The 16,931-nt window shown below is 37.1% G+C and carries 16 protein-coding genes and 2 pseudogenes; all 18 read right to left on the bottom strand.

The annotated features are described in order from the left end of the window. On the bottom strand, positions 1–881 hold an 881-nt coding region (locus ABUA34_RS00305), incomplete at its 3' end, for a hypothetical protein (protein ID WP_349822657.1). A 92-nt stretch (positions 882–973) separates the two neighbouring features. Then, entirely contained in the window at positions 974–1,270 is a 297-nt protein-coding gene (locus tag ABUA34_RS00300) for a hypothetical protein (protein WP_015533463.1), read from the bottom strand. Further along, positions 1,233–2,291 (bottom strand): lysylphosphatidylglycerol synthase transmembrane domain-containing protein, encoded by a 1,059-nt coding sequence (locus ABUA34_RS00295; RefSeq protein ID WP_349822656.1) that lies wholly within the window; start codon positions 2,289–2,291, stop codon positions 1,233–1,235. The genes ABUA34_RS00300 and ABUA34_RS00295 overlap by 38 nt, the downstream gene beginning before the upstream one ends. Before the next feature lie 161 nt (positions 2,292–2,452). Continuing rightward, a complete protein-coding gene (locus tag ABUA34_RS00290; RefSeq protein ID WP_349822655.1) occupies positions 2,453–3,082 on the bottom strand; it encodes an RNA polymerase sigma factor in 630 nt (209 codons plus the stop codon). A gap of 217 nt (positions 3,083–3,299) precedes the next feature. Next, positions 3,300–4,088: a TPM domain-containing protein gene (locus tag ABUA34_RS00285; protein WP_055147278.1), complete on the bottom strand. Its 789-nt coding sequence runs from the start codon at positions 4,086–4,088 to the stop codon at positions 3,300–3,302. Next, entirely contained in the window at positions 4,081–5,172 is a 1,092-nt protein-coding gene (locus ABUA34_RS00280) for a hypothetical protein (protein WP_349822654.1), read from the bottom strand. Before ABUA34_RS00280 ends, ABUA34_RS00285 begins: the two co-directional genes overlap by 8 nt. 189 nt (positions 5,173–5,361) lie before the next feature. Next, positions 5,362–6,156, bottom strand: a complete 795-nt coding sequence (locus ABUA34_RS00275) for a hypothetical protein (protein WP_349822653.1) — start codon at positions 6,154–6,156, stop codon at positions 5,362–5,364. Positions 6,157–6,172: 16 nt separating this feature from the next. Next, positions 6,173–7,081, bottom strand: a complete 909-nt coding sequence (locus ABUA34_RS00270; RefSeq protein WP_349822652.1) for a helix-turn-helix domain-containing protein — start codon at positions 7,079–7,081, stop codon at positions 6,173–6,175. Between the two features lie 121 nt (positions 7,082–7,202). After that, positions 7,203–7,532: a hypothetical protein gene (locus tag ABUA34_RS00265; RefSeq protein WP_349822651.1), complete on the bottom strand. Its 330-nt coding sequence runs from the start codon at positions 7,530–7,532 to the stop codon at positions 7,203–7,205. A gap of 613 nt (positions 7,533–8,145) precedes the next feature. Beyond that, on the bottom strand, positions 8,146–9,030 hold the full coding sequence (locus ABUA34_RS00260) for a hypothetical protein (RefSeq protein WP_349822650.1): 885 nt from the start codon (positions 9,028–9,030) through the stop codon (positions 8,146–8,148). A 127-nt stretch (positions 9,031–9,157) separates the two neighbouring features. Next, a complete protein-coding gene (locus ABUA34_RS00255) occupies positions 9,158–10,027 on the bottom strand; it encodes an endonuclease/exonuclease/phosphatase family protein (protein WP_349822649.1) in 870 nt (289 codons plus the stop codon). 85 nt (positions 10,028–10,112) lie between these two features. After that, positions 10,113–11,288, bottom strand: coding sequence for a hypothetical protein (locus ABUA34_RS00250; protein ID WP_349822648.1), 1,176 nt, complete (start codon positions 11,286–11,288; stop codon positions 10,113–10,115). Between the two features lie 120 nt (positions 11,289–11,408). Continuing rightward, positions 11,409–11,882: pseudogene (locus ABUA34_RS00245) on the bottom strand (TraG/VirB4 family ATPase); the annotation flags it as partial. Between the two features lie 510 nt (positions 11,883–12,392). Beyond that, positions 12,393–13,301 (bottom strand): sensor histidine kinase, encoded by a 909-nt coding sequence (locus ABUA34_RS00240; protein ID WP_055224327.1) that lies wholly within the window; start codon positions 13,299–13,301, stop codon positions 12,393–12,395. A gap of 3 nt (positions 13,302–13,304) precedes the next feature. Further along, positions 13,305–14,150, bottom strand: coding sequence for a DUF2705 family protein (locus ABUA34_RS00235; RefSeq protein WP_161172130.1), 846 nt, complete (start codon positions 14,148–14,150; stop codon positions 13,305–13,307). After that, complete coding sequence (locus tag ABUA34_RS00230; RefSeq protein ID WP_161172129.1) at positions 14,143–15,096, bottom strand: ABC transporter ATP-binding protein; 954 nt, start codon at positions 15,094–15,096, stop codon at positions 14,143–14,145. The genes ABUA34_RS00235 and ABUA34_RS00230 overlap by 8 nt, the downstream gene beginning before the upstream one ends. Before the next feature lie 51 nt (positions 15,097–15,147). Continuing rightward, positions 15,148–15,831, bottom strand: a complete 684-nt coding sequence (locus ABUA34_RS00225; RefSeq protein WP_192934986.1) for a response regulator transcription factor — start codon at positions 15,829–15,831, stop codon at positions 15,148–15,150. Positions 15,832–16,443: 612 nt separating this feature from the next. Next, positions 16,444–16,764 (bottom strand): annotated as a pseudogene (locus tag ABUA34_RS00220) (hypothetical protein). Positions 16,765–16,931: the final 167 nt, after the last annotated feature.

The following is a 16,931-nucleotide window of genomic DNA, read 5'->3' as shown; positions in this document are numbered from 1 at the left end:
CGCTTGGCCTCTTCGTAAGCTTCGGCAAGCAGCTTCTGGGCACGGATCTCCTCCTTCTTCTCCTCGTCGATCTCCTGAACACCTATGAGTATACGGGTGAGTTCACTCTCCTCATCCGTCCTGACTGGAATCGCCGTTATACGGCACCAGCCATATAAAGTGTCCCGGAAATCCTTACTGACGCTCTTCTCCGTCCTGAGTTTCTCCGCCAGCCTGTCCAGATTGTAGAATCTGCGCATCTGCTCACGATCCTCTTCAACCACACAGTCATTTATCACATTTTCTATTGTCTTTCCTGCTTCGTAATCCGCATTCTGTGCCGGCTTTCTGAAGGTATCACCTTCCTTGATAACCCGCACCTTACCGGTCTGAAGATTGAATATCCACACAATAAAATATATGCTGCTAACAGCCTCGATAACCGAATCCTGCTCCCGGAGTTCCTCCTTGTGAGCCTGTTCCGCATTGCGCACAGCGGTTATATCCTGATGGTAGCCTCTGACTTTGATGCCATCGGTAAAACTCCTGTCCCGAACACCGCCACATCTTATGTGCAACAGTCCTCTGGTTGGATGCATCCAGGTATATATAACCTCAGCCTTGCCGTCGCGTCTTATGGTCTCCATGTATTCAGCGGTGGCCTGCTGTGACTCCTCAGTAATGCCTGCTATCCACTTTACATATCTATCTTCAGGCGACAGATCATCAGTCGTTCCAAGAAGAGCGTTCATCTTCTTGTTCGCATACAGCATGGATCTGCCGTCGTTCATGAGCACCATGGTCCACATACCAATACCGGCCCCGGCCAGGGTCTCTTCTATCTCACTCTGTACCTTTTTCTCCTGTTCCTCAGCGCTCTGATTAGCTTCATTTTCCGTCATTATATCAATCCTTTTTCCATATACTTTTCTATAAATATTTGTACCATATAACGACAGATTTTACCAGTTAAGTAACTCAACTATTATAAAGATTATTCATCATCTTCATCCAGTCCGAAGCCTTCCTCCAGAAAACGGTTCCACTCGGCATTGTTGCTCTCAAGCTGCTTCTTCTGCATGATACGGTTCCGGTCTGCGAGAATGGACAACATCTCATCCACAATCTCCTCAAGAGGCAGCTCCTGATAATGCGACAGATAGCCCATCATCCTGCCCGCCGTAAAATCCGTATTCAGATTCTTTGATATGAGATCACAGAACTCCTCGGGATATCCCCGGTCAAGCATCATCTCATAGAGCTCCATGCTCATCTCTGATCTTGGTTTCATCAGTCTTTCTCCCAATCACAAAATTTGCCACGATCGTAAATACCGCACTGATTATCAGCTCCGTGTAATATCCCAGACCTCTGCTGAGTATCATACCCGGCAGCAACAATTTGCTTCCAAATATCGGCAAAAACATCTCCATGAACAGCTTCTCACTGATTCCCATACCACCTGGAAGTGGAAGCATATCGACCGCAACAGCTATAGCTCCCTGCATCAGTATGATAAGTCCTGCAGATGCCCCCGCAAGTCCGAATGCCTTGTACACAAACCATGTCGCTGCAAATAGTGAGAATCTTTGCACAACTGTTATAATGAACACTACCACCAGCATCCCGAAATGTCCCATCATATAATCCGCAGTCTGGTTGTATTTCTCCATCGATGCTGCAAGCTTTTCCTCACGGGACTTCTTGTGTCTCAGGAGTCTCATCTTCTCAAGAAGTCTGCTGCCCTTCACAACAAATGCCTTGGCAAGTGACGGATGGAATGCGAACAGCACCATACCTGCCACACACACCACGTTCAGCACAAGTCCCAGATAGAACACCCACTGCACATCATCTATATAAGTATGTATAAACTTCTGTCCAAATATAGCGATTCCAAGTCCAAGTAGCACCAGTACCAGCTTGTACGTGATCGTCACTATGAGCAGTACCTGTGTGGACACCGGGATCGGTATCTTCTTTTTCTTCATATAATATATCTGCGCAGGCTGTCCGCCTGATGCAGATGGTGTAATACAGCTAAAGAAGAATCCAACCGACGAGAACAGGAAACAGGTTCCCCTGCCTACCTTCACTCCAAGATTTCGCATCATATAATGAATGATAATTGATTCTCCCCATATAAATACCACAACACATACCACTCCCGGTATGAGCCACCAAGGATTCACCGTCTGAAGTATATCAGATATCTGTCCTATATCCTCGCCGTGAAACACTCCGTATATCGTTCCGGCAAATATGAGAACCAGGAACAATACGTTGAACACCATCTTTTTCTTATTTCCCATTTAGCTTACTATCCTTTTCATAACTGGGGCAATACCCCTTTAAATACAGCGTGAACGTCATGCACAATGCTAGTATATCATGGATCATTCAATTAAATGGCAAAAAAGGGTGGTTTTTACTTTAATTATTTGTAATGTGAGTTTTATGTGGCATACACATTCTATTTTTCACTGTTCAGGATCGGCAGATTCTGGCTCTCCTCCCAGAGAGTCGCAACCACGGTTCCATCCTTGTGACAATACACAATCTTATTTATAACTCTTGGCTCCTCATCGCCATAGTATATATCTGAACTGCCTGTATCCTCATGTTCTGTCTGAGGGACAGCCGCGCCCTCTCTATATCCTCCAAAGCTCTGATACGCCTCACTTGACATCCACGACCTTGCATTTCCAAATATATCAAGTGATGTCAGCCCCTGCTCCCCGAGATAGAATTTGAATACGCCGCTATCCTCAACCGACTCAGATATGAAATCATACTCCGCAGCCCCCATAAGTGCAGCCTGTGACTCTGACCGGTTATTTACCGCGTCAACGTCCACCTGCTCCCGGTTCTGTTTGCCCGCATATGTAAAGTATGTATTCTTGGCTATCTGACAGAGCCAGACCTTTATATCACAGTCTCCTTTGAACCGATCCACAGCTTTTATCGCTTTAACAAATGTCTCCTGTGTTATGTCTTCGGCTATGTGGGGATTCTTAGACAGTGCCAGCACAAAACGATATACGTCTTTGTAGTACTTTTCGTATATTTCTTCTATTCCATTTTTTTCTTTTCCTGACGCCAAGTTTTTTACCTCCCTTCACATATAAGACCAGTATAATTGAAAAACGTTACAAAAGGAGCAGACGCATGTAAGGCGCTTCGCGCGACGTCTGCGTACTTCACAAGGAATCCTCCCACTTACGTGGGTCCCTCCTTATGAAAATAAAATGCTGTGAATTTCGAAAATTCTTCACAGCATTTTTCATCGTTTATATTTTGTCAGATTTTCTTCTCTTTGACTAGAAACTGTGGCCACCGCCACCTCCACCGATGCCTCCGCCTCCAAAGCCGCCTCCACCAATTCCGCCATGGCCGCCGGAACCGGATCTTGTACTTCTCGTTTCAGTGAGCATATCATATTTATGATTCATATTATATGAAACCTTTGTGCCGGTAAGTAGATTTTTTGTCCCCATGTCATATACCTTTGACGTCTTCTTCAGCAGAAGATAATTAAGCAATATAGAAAATATTATTGCAAGGAGTATGTTGCTGATATGCTTCATGGGACGGCTTATCTGCTCTCCTACCAGCAGCATATTTATCTGCTTGAATGCCTCATTTGCGCACTCAAAATATTTCTCTTCACTTGCATATTCATAGACATTGTCTGTTATCGTATACGCATTTGTCTTGGTGATGATCTTATACGGTTCGCCATAAGAATAGATGTATATCTGTCTATTATACAAATCAATGAGGAACATAACACCATCCAGGGTGCCCAATTCCCTTTTGTAGGATGACTCAGCATGGTACGCTGAAGAATGGAATGCAAATTCCGATATCTCGCATAATACATTACAATAACGGGCTGTCTCCTGCATAGTCTCCATCAGTTGTTCTTCCTGACTTTTAGTCAACACATCTGCATAGTCCTTGATTATCACTTTATGGTGGTAACTGTACGAATCATCCTGATCCTTCTCAGATGCGTGAACATGTACTGCACAATCAGACCCCACAACCAGAAACGACAGCATGATCATCACAGTGATCATCACTCTGGCAATTACCGCTCTACGCACGATGATCACCTCCCTTGTACTCAAACTGTGGAAGTGGTCTTGTGGACATCCGGTTGTGGCTGATCACCAGATCTATAAGCGTCAGAATGGTTGCAGCACACACCAGGAGCACGCATCCATAATAATACTTGTCCATAACCGGTTTTATCAACACGACCGCTACAGAAAGAATGGTGGCAAATGCAATAAATAATCCCATGACGCCACTTTTTCTTTTTACTCTCCTCACATTTACTATGCCTTTTACTGCGCCATAGATGGCAACCAGACACGAGATGCATGCCACAACATAACTGGCCTTTCCCATAATATCCCAGTTAAAAAGAAATGGATTTATATCAAACTTCAGGCATAATAATACTATCATGAACGCTATAAGCTGTATGACTTCAATGAAACAGGAAAACTTCACAAATGAAGTTATCTTATTTTTTAATTTTCTTTTTATGTTTTTTTGCGGCTTTTTTGTTTGTAGCTTTTTTGTTTGTAGCTTTTTCTTCCTGCCTCCACTTTTCTTTGCATTGAGTGTGTGCCTTGCAAAGAATCCCAGATCATTTTCATGTGTCTCTACATCCGCTATCTTCTCCATCTCATCGCAATATATCATGGTCACAAGCGCACCTATCGCAGATACAAATGCCAGCAGAACGCCAGGTCTCACCGTAAGAAATAAGTTCAGCAAAAAGTATAATGGAGCCACTCCTATCAGGCATCCCAGCAGGAACTTGCCGATATCAAGCGGTATGTCCGCAGCCACTTTTCCTGTGCTGCCATTTACCGCCGCATATGCAATACGTTTTCCGTTCTTGTACGACAAAAGCCACACCGGAAACAACCCAGTCTTTGCTCCAGTGATCTTTATATCCATCGTTTCTGACAATGGCTCCTCCGGTTCACCGATAGCATCGTATGTACATAGATGATGCTTTATCTTACTCATCATCACATCATACGCCATATCACCTGTCACCTGCGCTATCTTATCCCTGTACACACCATAATCCACATCCGGCAGATCCGCGTAGAACCCGCTCAAATATCCCATGGAAAATGGTTTCATATCCGCTGAGTCAAATGGTGCCACCTTACTGCTGAGATCATCCGGAAACAGCTATGATGCATCCATGGTTATATTCTCATAATGATTATCCGCAAAGCATCTTACATTATACGTATCCTTTATATTTTTTTAATGATAGTTCTACTTCAACAAGCAAGAGGACAGACCATCCGTCTGTCCTCTTATCTCTCTTCAAATTGAAATAATTTAATATTATTTGGTTAACCGATAATGTTGTTTTATCATTTTTCCTATGTATGATATCCAAGAATTTTTTGATGATATTGATAAAATATTACTTTCTCCCATCGCATTGTTTTGTACAGTTAAAAAAATATACTTATTATATTTTTTCTCTCTGTCATCAGTTAAGGTTAATTTAAAACTTAAGTAGATTCGGCTCTCTGATAAAATATTTTGCATCTGATTATTACACTCTAACAAAATCCTTATTAAAAATTCTTTTCCGTCCTCTATGGGTTTCTCTATCTTTATCCCTTTTCCCAGCCTTTCTGATGTTTCTACCTTTCCTTGTCTTACGGCATATATTCTTACATCCAAAAAATCAATACTTTTCCCATTTAGTTTTGTGGATACTTTCATACACAAAGGAATCCCTACACTACCTAAAGCATCTTCTTCTAATTCAACTTCCATTCCATAATATGGTCTATCTATATTATCATTTTCTCTTTCACACACATAAGCAAATGTGCTTTTTCTCTCAGTTGAATACCTTCTATATTTTTCTAAACTCAAACTATTTTCCACAACTGTAAAATTATATACACATCTTTTTTCTGCTAATTTTTGTTCCATCAAAGAATACAAGACTAACAAAGTTGAAAGAGTTATATCCAATGATGTCAGAAAATTACTTAATTGTGCATCTGTTACTTTAATTTTATCAGCTATTCCAGACGAAATATATGGAAAAAACTGTACTACTAAAGTTACAAAAATAAATATAACTAGTATATTTCGTATAGTTCTAATCGATTTAGGCATTTAATTTCCTCTCTTCTTATCCTTTCAAAGAATTTCCACTATACTCACTCAAGGGATATATCGTAATCCCCAAGTTCAATGAGGACAATAATTTTATAGCAGTATCTAAAGTTGTTGGTTGCTGTACTTTTTCAATTTTCGCAATCATCGTACGATTAACACCACTCTTATCTTGCAATTGCTTTTGAGTTAATTTTAATCGTTTTCTCTGGCAGTATATATTTTTAGAAAATTGACCTTGAAAATCTGCTGCATAATAATCGCTTAATTTTGGTAAAAACTTTTCGTCCTGTTCTTGGGAATTTTTCTTTAAATAATATGTTATAAATTTTTCATTGTAATCTCTTTGTTTTTCTAATGAAATCGTCAAATAATAATACGTCTTCCATCTTGATAAAATCAAGGCATTTTCTTGCCTATTATAACATTTCCTTTTACTATTTTGATCCTCCTCTTTTATTGCAAAAAATCTTTTAGATGCCGAACTATAATTGTCAATCAAGTCATAAAAATTTACATATTGATACACGGTTTGCTCTTTTCGATTTAATACTTCTGACATATCTTGCAAATCCAATTCATATGCTTGTGTACTATATTCTAAAAGTTCTTTCTTTAAAGTTAAAAATTTATCCGCAATATCATTGTCATCGTCTTCTAGAAGGTTATCAATCATCTTCATTTGTTCTTTTAATAATGTCTGTAAGCTTTCTACATAAGCTTTGTATCTATGAAGCATAGCTTCTTTCCTTTGCTTCTCTCTTTTTTTTCTCAACTTAGAACTAAATATGCAAATCACCTGTTCTCTAATTTGACTTATAATTTTATCATTGTCGTCATTATTTTTACCAACATTATCAATTGTATCAAATAAATCAACCATTGAAAGTTCATTCATTGAGTTTTTATCTCTCAAATCGTTCATAAGTATCCTCCTTTTCTTCTAAATGACAGTCCATCATTACATGAACTGTCATTCTCTATATTCTATTTTATAATTGATTACCTTGAATACCATTGACATATATCTATTTTCACCTAATAACCTATGCCGCCGTTCTCAAATCATATATCAATAAGATTGGCGTAATTTTTCGAAAAAAAACTCTAATATCTATTTCTAACGGCTTTAAATATAATTCTTGTGTTTCATCGTCCTTATAAATAAATGTTCGACAAAAACCTTGTAATATAATATAGTCCCTATTTCCGAATTCCTTTAAAGCCAAAATACACTGTCTTTCTAAATTTTGTTTTAACCTTTCATTCTGTGCCGGAGTAATCACAATATCTTGGTGCTCTGAATAAAATTCTTCTTCACTCAATATCGTCCCGTCCCTACGTCCATACTCAAAAGGCATACAATCAGCTATCATACTATTTCCCCTTTCGCCTGCGGTCGTAATATTCACTTTAGTTACATTTACATTATATCAAATTTCATTTAGATGTCAACATTATCAGGTTGAATATGATGCACATTGTGAATGTTATTCACATTTTTTCATTCTAGAAATAGCATGTTTTCTCTTTTCAGTATTACCTCATTTATGAATTATAAACATACATCCAAAGTAATATCATATTAGATTTTTAATTTGCTCTTTTCATATAGATTAACTGAATTCTAAATCTGCAATACGAATATAGGTTCCACAAATTAGCTTTAAGTGGGAAATCTTTTCTATAAATAAATTTGGTCTTAAATGGAATTTGATGGCAATGACACCATTCCTGTATTTGTTTCAATCTCACACTTTCCCCTGCATCGATCCTATTTACTAGACATTGTCTCTTAAAATCATCTATTCCAGCTCTAAAAAATAAATAAAATAATACATTATAATATCTAATCAGTACAGCCTCTTTTGTTATTTTTTCCTCTGACCTCATATACACTTTCCACCTTTCACTGTATATCCAGTTCTATTTATCCACATATTTTTACTCTATACACCTTATACCCACCCCATAATAGGGGGTTAATATTCACACAAGTACCAGCAAAAATCCTCCCACTGCAACCATAATCTTTTTTATGGATAGTGCCATTTTGTTGACAAACAAGTCCTTAACCAGCTTTGCAAAACTGTCCTGTTGTTCCCCTTCTGCTTTCATCTTATCAAGAAAGAACTTGATCTTTCGGTTTCTGCTGTTTCTCTGGGCATCCATCTTATCAATCTTATCTCCAACCGCCTTACCCACAGCAATACCAATCAGAGGAGCATACGGACCTGTCTCTGCTCCGGCTGCTGTTCCTGCAACAGTGGTTCCAACTTTTGCTGCTACTTTTGCACCTTCCTTTGCAGCTGCCTTGGCAGTATCTTTGGGTGCCTCCTTTGCAGCGGTCTTAGCAGTTTCTTTTGCTGTTTTCTTGGCAAGCTTCTTTCCGGCTTCCACTTTTTTAATCCGCTTTCTTTTCTCAGCCAGTGCCTTTCGTCTGAAAAGTTCTGCTCCCCTGGATGCAGTTCCCGTTACCGGTCTTGTTGCAACATAAGCAATATTTGCCGCATCCCTGACTTCCTCACCGCCTTCCATCTGACTTAACGCCGTCTGTGCCCCGGCTGCGCCTGCAACCTTAATGGAAGAATTCTTTGTCTTAATGGACTGTTTGGATTCCTTTAATGCTGCCCGGTACTGCCTGAACATTCCATTCTTTGCATTATCAACTGGATGAATCGTACTCCTCCGAAACTTCTTGTTTTCAGTAGTTGCGATCTTCGACCCTTTAATCTTCGGACTGCGGTCAACCGTGTAAATGTTGGAAGCTTTGATGGAAGCTTTCTTTGGTTCATGTGTATGAAGCTTTGCTATCTTCTTGGTATGAATCACCATAGGCTTGTCATCGACCTTTTTGATTTTCAATTTTCTCACCTTCTTTCTACATCCATTACCCCAAAAAGGGTAAAAAAATAGCCATCCGGATGGTTAGTCCAAATGGCTTATGTAAATTGTTTTTGTTGCTATTTTACACACATATCTATATTCATAATTAATCTTGTTATTTGGGTTCATCCTTGTTTTCTTCACACTCTAACATTTCGAAATCCGCTATTAACATAGCATGATCTGGTACTCCTGAACCAAACGGAATTGTCCAAGTAACAGTTCTTATTTGCGAATTATATACTTGAAAATCCTCCCCATGTAGATATATATCAGAATTACATTTTGCAAAATTTCTACAATAATGAACATCATTTACTTCAATTCCTTTAGAGACAAGAAAATAATCTTCTTGAAATAAAATATAATTATTTTTTTGGTATATGCTCGACCCGTTGCTAGAATCAGGTGTCTTTCTAATGCAATTATTATTTTTTGCTATGGAATCTATTACACCTAAGCTCCATTTATCTCTCCACTGACAACTTTTATAATCAGACTTATTATTGTTAAAATCACCACCAATAATACAATATTTGTAATCAGAAAATTGTTTACCAATTAAATCCATCACATTTTCTAATTGTTTTTTTCTCTTCAAATAATCATTGTTAAATAATTTAATTCTTAATCCAGCAACTATAAATTTTATGCCCATCCAATTTAGTGGAACAATTAAAACTTCAGGCATATCATCAATTGCTAGAGGTTTTTCAATCTTGTCTCTATCTATCCCAAATTTATCATCTTTCCATGCAATCAAAACATCATTTTGTTTGCAAGCATCATTATTTGTAACCGCACAATCAAACCCATTTTTTTTAAGTTTACTTTCAACATCTATATAATTTCTTGTTTTTGCAAATTCAGTAAATATAAATATATCTGGATTATTCTTAATAACTTCATCAACAACAAATCCTGGAATTAAATTTTTATTCGATATGTTTGTGGCTTGATTTATATTCCATTCAAGTATATGCATTATTTTGTTCTCCTTTTTCTTTATCCCCCCATAAATAAACAATTGATTCAATATCAAATCTTAATTTCGATATCTAAAGTAATTATTATTTATAGAACACCTTCATCATAATATCACCAAAATTGTTACTAACCCTATTATCCCCAATTCCATTTCGATGCGCCCAATAGAGATTACTAAGTGCCTTTTTATTAAGATGCTCTATTGTCTTTTTATTAAAATAAATATTTTTTGAATTTGAGATAATGTGTTCTGTTATACGTTTTAAATTTTTTCTTTCGGGTTTTTTTAAATAATTCTCAACCAATTCACATATTTCTTGATCACCATATTTTTTATCAGGATAAAACGAAATAATAATATATGGTTTAGATGCGTTTATTACATTAACTAAACACCCATCAATAATCTCTGATAATGAATATTCAACTCTATTATATTTTAATGAAATGTACTTTGTTACTAGCTTTGAAGATACTCTAGATTCTTTCATCTGCTTAATATCATAAATCAATCTATTAGCTAATTCTAAATATGGTTCCATTAAACTTAATTTAATTTCATAGTCTTCAAAATAACGAGAATAATTCGGACTATCATATACAACATCTACATTTTCTTTAACTAATTCAGCCAAATAGTCTATTTCAAATGCAATATCATATATTTCAAACGTAATTGCCTTTAATGCATATTCAAGATTTTGAATTTCTGTCTGAGTGTATTCTTTACACCCATCCTTTTCAATGTCTTCAAACAACAATTCATCATGCGTTTTACAAAATGAAACTGTTATACTTGCTTTATCAACATCAACATCATTAAACCTTTCATCATAACCCTTATTTGTATCATTAATCATTACATAATCATCTATTTGTTTCACATAATTATTATCTCCATTACATAAATTTTTCAAAACAACTCCTTTAGAAAGAGTATGAGAATATCTGATATTATCTTTAGAACAATTTCCATAAATATTACATGCTAAACAATATGAAAAATTCTTTTTTACAATATCTTTTTTATAAACTTTTCTACTAGTTAGTTTTGAATATTTTCTTCCATATAAACATTCTAGTTCATAATTAATTCCACTATTTTCTTTGTTACATTTACTTTCTTCAATCTCATCTTTACAACATTCTTTGTACATCTTTCCTGATAAACAAACACAGGGGGCTGTATCCTTTGGTCGATGTTTTTCGTCAAATTTTGGATACCTATTCATATCAAATATTTCGCTATATGTTTTCATTTTTCTCTCACCATAAATATTTATTTCTAATAATGTGAATATCGTCTGTAAAGTACAGTTTACCTCACAGACGATATTGTACCATAAAATACATAGTACTTCATTAAGAAAACCAGTTGCTTATTTCACAGCTATTTTTTTAGCCCTCTGTTCCACAATCTTCTCATGGATGTTGGTATTATACAGCTTATAAAGGCTCGTATCCTTTCCAATCTGATTATCAAACGGAATAACCACATTACCACACTTTAACAGTCCCATACCAGACTGGCTGTTTGTTACGAAGCGGAGCTGTGCATCTGACACTCCAATAACCTCTGCCATTTTGAAACTATCAGTATTTGCCTGTTTAAGAAGTGCCACAAACTCGCTGTTTGCCAGCATTGTAGTTGCAGTATAGTTCTGGAGAAGATCCACGACATTCTGCGTGATACCTGTGCAAAGACCGCCCTGCTTTCTTACTTTCTTCCAAAGCTGCTGTAAATACTTCGCAGAGTATTCAGAATTAAGTAAGACATGGAACTCGTCAATATAGAGCCATGTTGCCTTGCCCTTCTTTCCATTCTCCACAATTCTCTGCTGGATAGACTCCATGTCCTGCGCGGATTCAATGTCATACTCTTCAAGGAGCTGACGAATGATATTTCTTTTTCCTTCAGTCATTTGTACTTTGTGTACCGGTTTCTTTTCTCTTGCCATAAAATAAGGCCTCCTATGATTTTATATTTTATCATAGAAGACCTTAAAATCATATTTACAGAAAAACTTTCACAGACTCGTAAAAAATTATCCAAATTAGTGAAACCTCGTGAATTATCAAACATAAGATGATAATATCTAATTAAACAGAAAGCACCCACTCCAAAGGTGGATGCTCCGAGTTTAGGTTAATGAATGTCCTTAAGGACACCGCCTATCCTGTTGGCAGACAGGATAGGCATTTTTATTTTCGTCTGCTCTTCCTCGAAGAGCTTTTCTCTTTATCGAGAAAGGCAAGCAACGCTACAATCAAGCTACCAAAGGACATCAACAATGCTAATATCCCAATGAAAATCGAAATGATCTCATAAGCCGTCATCGGCGCCACCTCTACGTCGCAAAATACTATTTAGCATCGGTTGCAATCGGAAAGTTCATTTCAACAATAAACTCTTTTTTTTCTATTTTTGCTTCAATCTCTCCATCCATCCGACTAACCAACTCCTTTGCAATAGATAGTCCCAATCCAGTAGATGTTTTACTTCTGGCAACATCTGCTTTATAAAATCGCTCAAATACCTGATCTATATTAATCTGTTCTGGATGTGTAACCTGATTGCTGATTCTAAGCACCGCCTGATTTTGATCACGTTCCAACACAATGCTAATCTTCTTTTCTCCATGATCCAGCCCATTTTTTATCACATTCTGGATAACACGGCGGAGTCCCTGCCTGTTTCCATGTATATACAACTGTTCTTCCGTAATCTGAATATCCGGCTGAATTTCCATTCTTACCCATTCATCATAGTATGAAAAAACTGTTTCTTTCAAAATCCGGTTCATACAGCACAATGTCAATTCCAAACTGTAAGATTCGTTTTTTAACTTTGTAAACATAAAAAGTTCTTCCAACATTTCATTCAGACTATGAATTCTTTCGTGGATAATGCTTAAATAACGTTTCTGATCCTCTATATTTTCACATTCTTCCATTAGCTGGAAATATCCGTCCAAAGATGTCAGTGGTGTGCGGATATCATGAGAAAGATTTGTATAAGTGTCCGCAATCAGAGCTTCTTTCTCCTGATAATGCTGCTTCTCTTTTCTTCGCAGTTCCAGAAGCTCATTCAACTTGTCAGAAAGCTTTCCTATTCCACCCACATCAAATTCATGGTTAATCAACATGTTACTGTCATGTTTCATCATAAACGCCAATTGGCGGCAGATGTCTTTCACCTGCCGCTGGTATTTCCACATAATAATAAATTGTAAGATAATAATTCCTGCTAATATCCCAATTACGATATACATCCGTTAAATATCCCTCTTTTGAAAAACAACGCTGCTTACTGATATCATCATAACGATGAACACTATTGCCACACCAAATGCCGCCAAACACTCATTTCCACTCGGATTCATAGGAAGCAGTGATAATTTTCCTGTTATCGTATACTTATAAATCTGGAAATTCTGAATTCCTATTTTTTGAATGGCACTATTGATCACCCCATACACAATGGTCATTACATTCATGCTAAGACAGACAGCAATGACCATGCTGATTACATTATTTTTCAAAATAATTGCAATCGCCATACAAATCAGCACAAGTGCATAATGAAGAGCCAGTTCAGTCACAAAATAAGATAAAATTGCCTTTGTATTTCCCCATTCCAATTCCCCGAAAACAATACCATTCGCCGCTGCCTGAAATAAGAATGCACCTGCCATTGTCAGTACCGTAAAGACAGCCAAGGCAATTGCTCTGGAAAAAATCAGAGTTCCTCTATTTCTAACCTGACCTCCTATATTCTTAATATATCCGCTACTGATATCCGCTGTTGAAAACAGAACAGTAAAAATCACCAAAAGCAGTGCATACAATTTTCCTTGGGAATTGGCAAAAAAGATATCATATACCGTCACCTTTTCTCCCGGCTCCGTAGGCAGCGTTACCATCATTCCCACATTAATATTATCCACAGTAGGTTCAGTAACCTGCTCCTGTTTCATGGCATCCTTTTCAGTCAAAAGCTCATAATCTGTCTTGCATAAAGATGTTGTAATCAATAATATTGCTGCCAGTACGATCCAGATTACATACATACTTTTGGTTTTAAGCATCCAGTATAAATTCATTTTTATTATATTAAGCATGATCCGCACCTCCCGTCAGATTCAGAAAATAAGTTTCCAGTTCTTCACTGGTTATGGAAATCCCTTTTACCGGAATTCCTGACTTTGCAAGTTCCATATTCAACGCTGCACTTTCATTCAATCGTTCAAAAATATGAATATGCTCTTTATCTGTTACCTGATAGTTGGTAAATCCCATAGAATCCAGCACCGGAATCGCCTGTTTCGGATGATCCAATGTCAACTCTATCCGTTCACTGCATCTTCTTATTAATTCTTCTCTTGTAATTTCCTGTAATAAACTTCCATTATGAATAATTCCATAATCAGTAGCAATCTTCGATAATTCCTCAAGAATATGACTGGAAATGCATATTGTCATATTCTTCTCTTTCTGAAGTCTCTGAATCGTATCCCGGATCTCTGCAATACCCTGTGGATCCAATCCATTGATTGGCTCATCAAGAACTAATAAATCTGGTTCTCCAACCAAAGCAAGACCAATTCCCAAACGCTGTTTCATTCCAAGTGAAAAATGTTTTGTTTTTTTCTTTCCCACATCCTCCAGACCGACAATTCTCAATATTTCTTCAATATAACTTTTTTTCTTTATTCCAAACAGCTTGCATTTGATATTCAGATTTTCATATGCAGTCATATTTCCATAAAGTCCCGGTGCCTCAATCAGACATCCTATCCGTGATCGAACTTTTTGCAAATCCTTTCCCTTGTATCCGAACATCTCGATTTCTCCACAAGTTGGCTTGGAAAGTCCACTGATCATCTTCAGACAAGTTGTCTTCCCAGCTCCATTCCGACCGATAAAACCATAAATAGCACCTTTTTTAATATGCATATTGACACTGTCCACAGCTTTATGGTGTCCATATTGCTTAGTCAAATTTCTTGTTTCCAATAACATTTCGCTCAAGTTTTTCATCTCCTTTTTCTTATCTGCATTTATCATAAAGGAATAATCCTAATCAAACGCAAATAAATAGTAAAAAAAGAGTAAAGATTATAGATGAAGACGATAACCGATTCCCCAGACTGTTTCAATATATTCCTCAGATGTAACTGTTTTTATCTTTTTACGAATATTGCTTATATGTACATCCAGAGTTTTTGTTTCACCCATATATGGTTCGTCCCACGCATATTCAAAAATGTCCTCTTTACTGAAAACCTGCTTCGGATTTCTGAGCAGTAATTCTAAAATCGCAAACTCCTGTCTTGTTATCTTAGGAAGTATTTTTCCACCAATGCTGACCTGAAAAGTAGCTTTGTTCAATACCATCTCTCTGAACGAAAGATTAGATTCTTTTATTTCCTTTTCTTCTGTATGACGAAGCTGTACCTGAATTCTTGCCAGTACCTCTCTGATTTCGAAAGGTTTCGTTATATAATCATCAGCCCCACTAGTTAAAACCTTTACCTTTTCATCCAAGCCATCTTTCGCAGTCAAAACAATAACCGGAAGATTTCCCTTTTTCCGTATTTCCTCCAGAACTGCTTCTCCTGTAATTCCCGGCAACATCAAATCCAGCAACACCAGTGCATAGCTATGCTCCTGCATATTCAAAAGCAGCTTTGCCTCAGTTCCGGAAAACGCCTGCTCACAGGAATAGCCTGCTTTGGATAATGCTTCCTGAAGCAGATTATTGATATTTGTATCATCTTCTACAATCAGTATTTTCTGCATGATAGTTCTCTCCTCTATTTTACACTGTGAAAACATTATTTTCTTGCATTATACGCTTTTCCCTTTTTTCCCGCAATTACTCCCCACAGATTCCCGGAATTCTCCAGTACATAACATACTTTTTGTTCCAGCTGAACTTATAATTTTCAGTATTCCTGTACTTTCAAGATGCATATATCACTTTTTCCTTACCATTATGCCTTTATTTCTCCATCAGTGCTTTCGCGCCCCTTGTCCCGCCCGCAAATAGAGCCAAACCAGAGCCATTTGATAAAACAAATGCCGGAAGTCCGCATAAATACAGGCTTTCGGCATTTCTGTCCGTTATTCAAACTCGCAGAATCTAGTTTGATTTTGGTTATTTCAATACGGTTATCTATACTGTTTTGTATTGATATTTTGCATCTTTTCCACACGTTATTTTTCGTTTCATATATTTCTGTCGGTTTGCTTGTCCACCTATGGAAATAATAATCTCCAAGCAATATTTCTGCAAGAAAAAGTTTTGTGGTACTAATCGTTAGTACCACGATTGTTTTCTATGTACTGAGCAAAATCAATTACCTTTACAGGCTTTTTCTTAGGAATAATCCTAACCGATCCATCACCTGCTCATCTCACGTATAGTATTCTTTTCACTTCCAGCTGTATTTCATCACTAAAGTCTGATAAATCATCATATGTAATTACATTCAGTCTAATGAAACGAACAATATCCCATATTGCCTCTGATTTACTCATCTCCATGATAACACCCGGATGACGCTTATCTTCTTTTATCCGTTTTTCAAGTTCCCAGAATTTCTCTGATGCAGGCTTTTTATCATCATTCAGAAAATTTGCATACTCTTTAACAAGACCTTCCATATAATTTTCCTGCCAGCCTGATAATCTTTCTCAAAATAATTTCCAATCCTTTCTGCTTATGTCCATGATTTTGAACCTCCTCAGTCTCATGTTAGCCTCAACAAACAGTGTCAAAAATAAGACCGATTTGAAATTGTACTCATACGAATCAGCCATAAATTCCGATTTTATCGCATTTTTGCCATATTATGTATTCTCTCCAAATCTTAAATCTCATTGAAAGCAATATCACT

Source organism: Coprococcus sp. RTP21428st1_C9_RTP21428_210409 (assembly GCF_040227395.1).
GTDB classification, from domain to species: Bacteria; Bacillota; Clostridia; order Lachnospirales; family Lachnospiraceae; genus Coprococcus; species Coprococcus aceti.
The sequence above is the reverse complement of the archived record's forward strand: the minus strand, read 5'-3'. Positions and strand labels throughout refer to the sequence as shown.

Excerpts from the sequence above, each read along its gene's own strand:
- ABUA34_RS00300 (WP_015533463.1), bottom strand. The coding sequence starts at position 1,270 with ATGAAACCAAGATCAGAGATGAGCATGGAGCTCTATGAGATGATGCTT.
- ABUA34_RS00295 (WP_349822656.1), bottom strand. The coding sequence starts at position 2,291 with ATGGGAAATAAGAAAAAGATGGTGTTCAACGTATTGTTCCTGGTTCTC.
- ABUA34_RS00275 (WP_349822653.1), bottom strand. The coding sequence starts at position 6,156 with ATGCCTAAATCGATTAGAACTATACGAAATATACTAGTTATATTTATT.
- ABUA34_RS00270 (WP_349822652.1), bottom strand. The coding sequence starts at position 7,081 with ATGAACGATTTGAGAGATAAAAACTCAATGAATGAACTTTCAATGGTT.
- ABUA34_RS00265 (WP_349822651.1), bottom strand. The coding sequence starts at position 7,532 with ATGATAGCTGATTGTATGCCTTTTGAGTATGGACGTAGGGACGGGACG.
- ABUA34_RS00255 (WP_349822649.1), bottom strand. The coding sequence starts at position 10,027 with ATGCATATACTTGAATGGAATATAAATCAAGCCACAAACATATCGAAT.
- ABUA34_RS00250 (WP_349822648.1), bottom strand. The coding sequence starts at position 11,288 with ATGAAAACATATAGCGAAATATTTGATATGAATAGGTATCCAAAATTT.
- ABUA34_RS00240 (WP_055224327.1), bottom strand. The coding sequence starts at position 13,301 with ATGTATATCGTAATTGGGATATTAGCAGGAATTATTATCTTACAATTT.
- ABUA34_RS00235 (WP_161172130.1), bottom strand. The coding sequence starts at position 14,150 with ATGCTTAATATAATAAAAATGAATTTATACTGGATGCTTAAAACCAAA.
- ABUA34_RS00230 (WP_161172129.1), bottom strand. The coding sequence starts at position 15,096 with ATGATAAATGCAGATAAGAAAAAGGAGATGAAAAACTTGAGCGAAATG.
- ABUA34_RS00225 (WP_192934986.1), bottom strand. The coding sequence starts at position 15,831 with ATGCAGAAAATACTGATTGTAGAAGATGATACAAATATCAATAATCTG.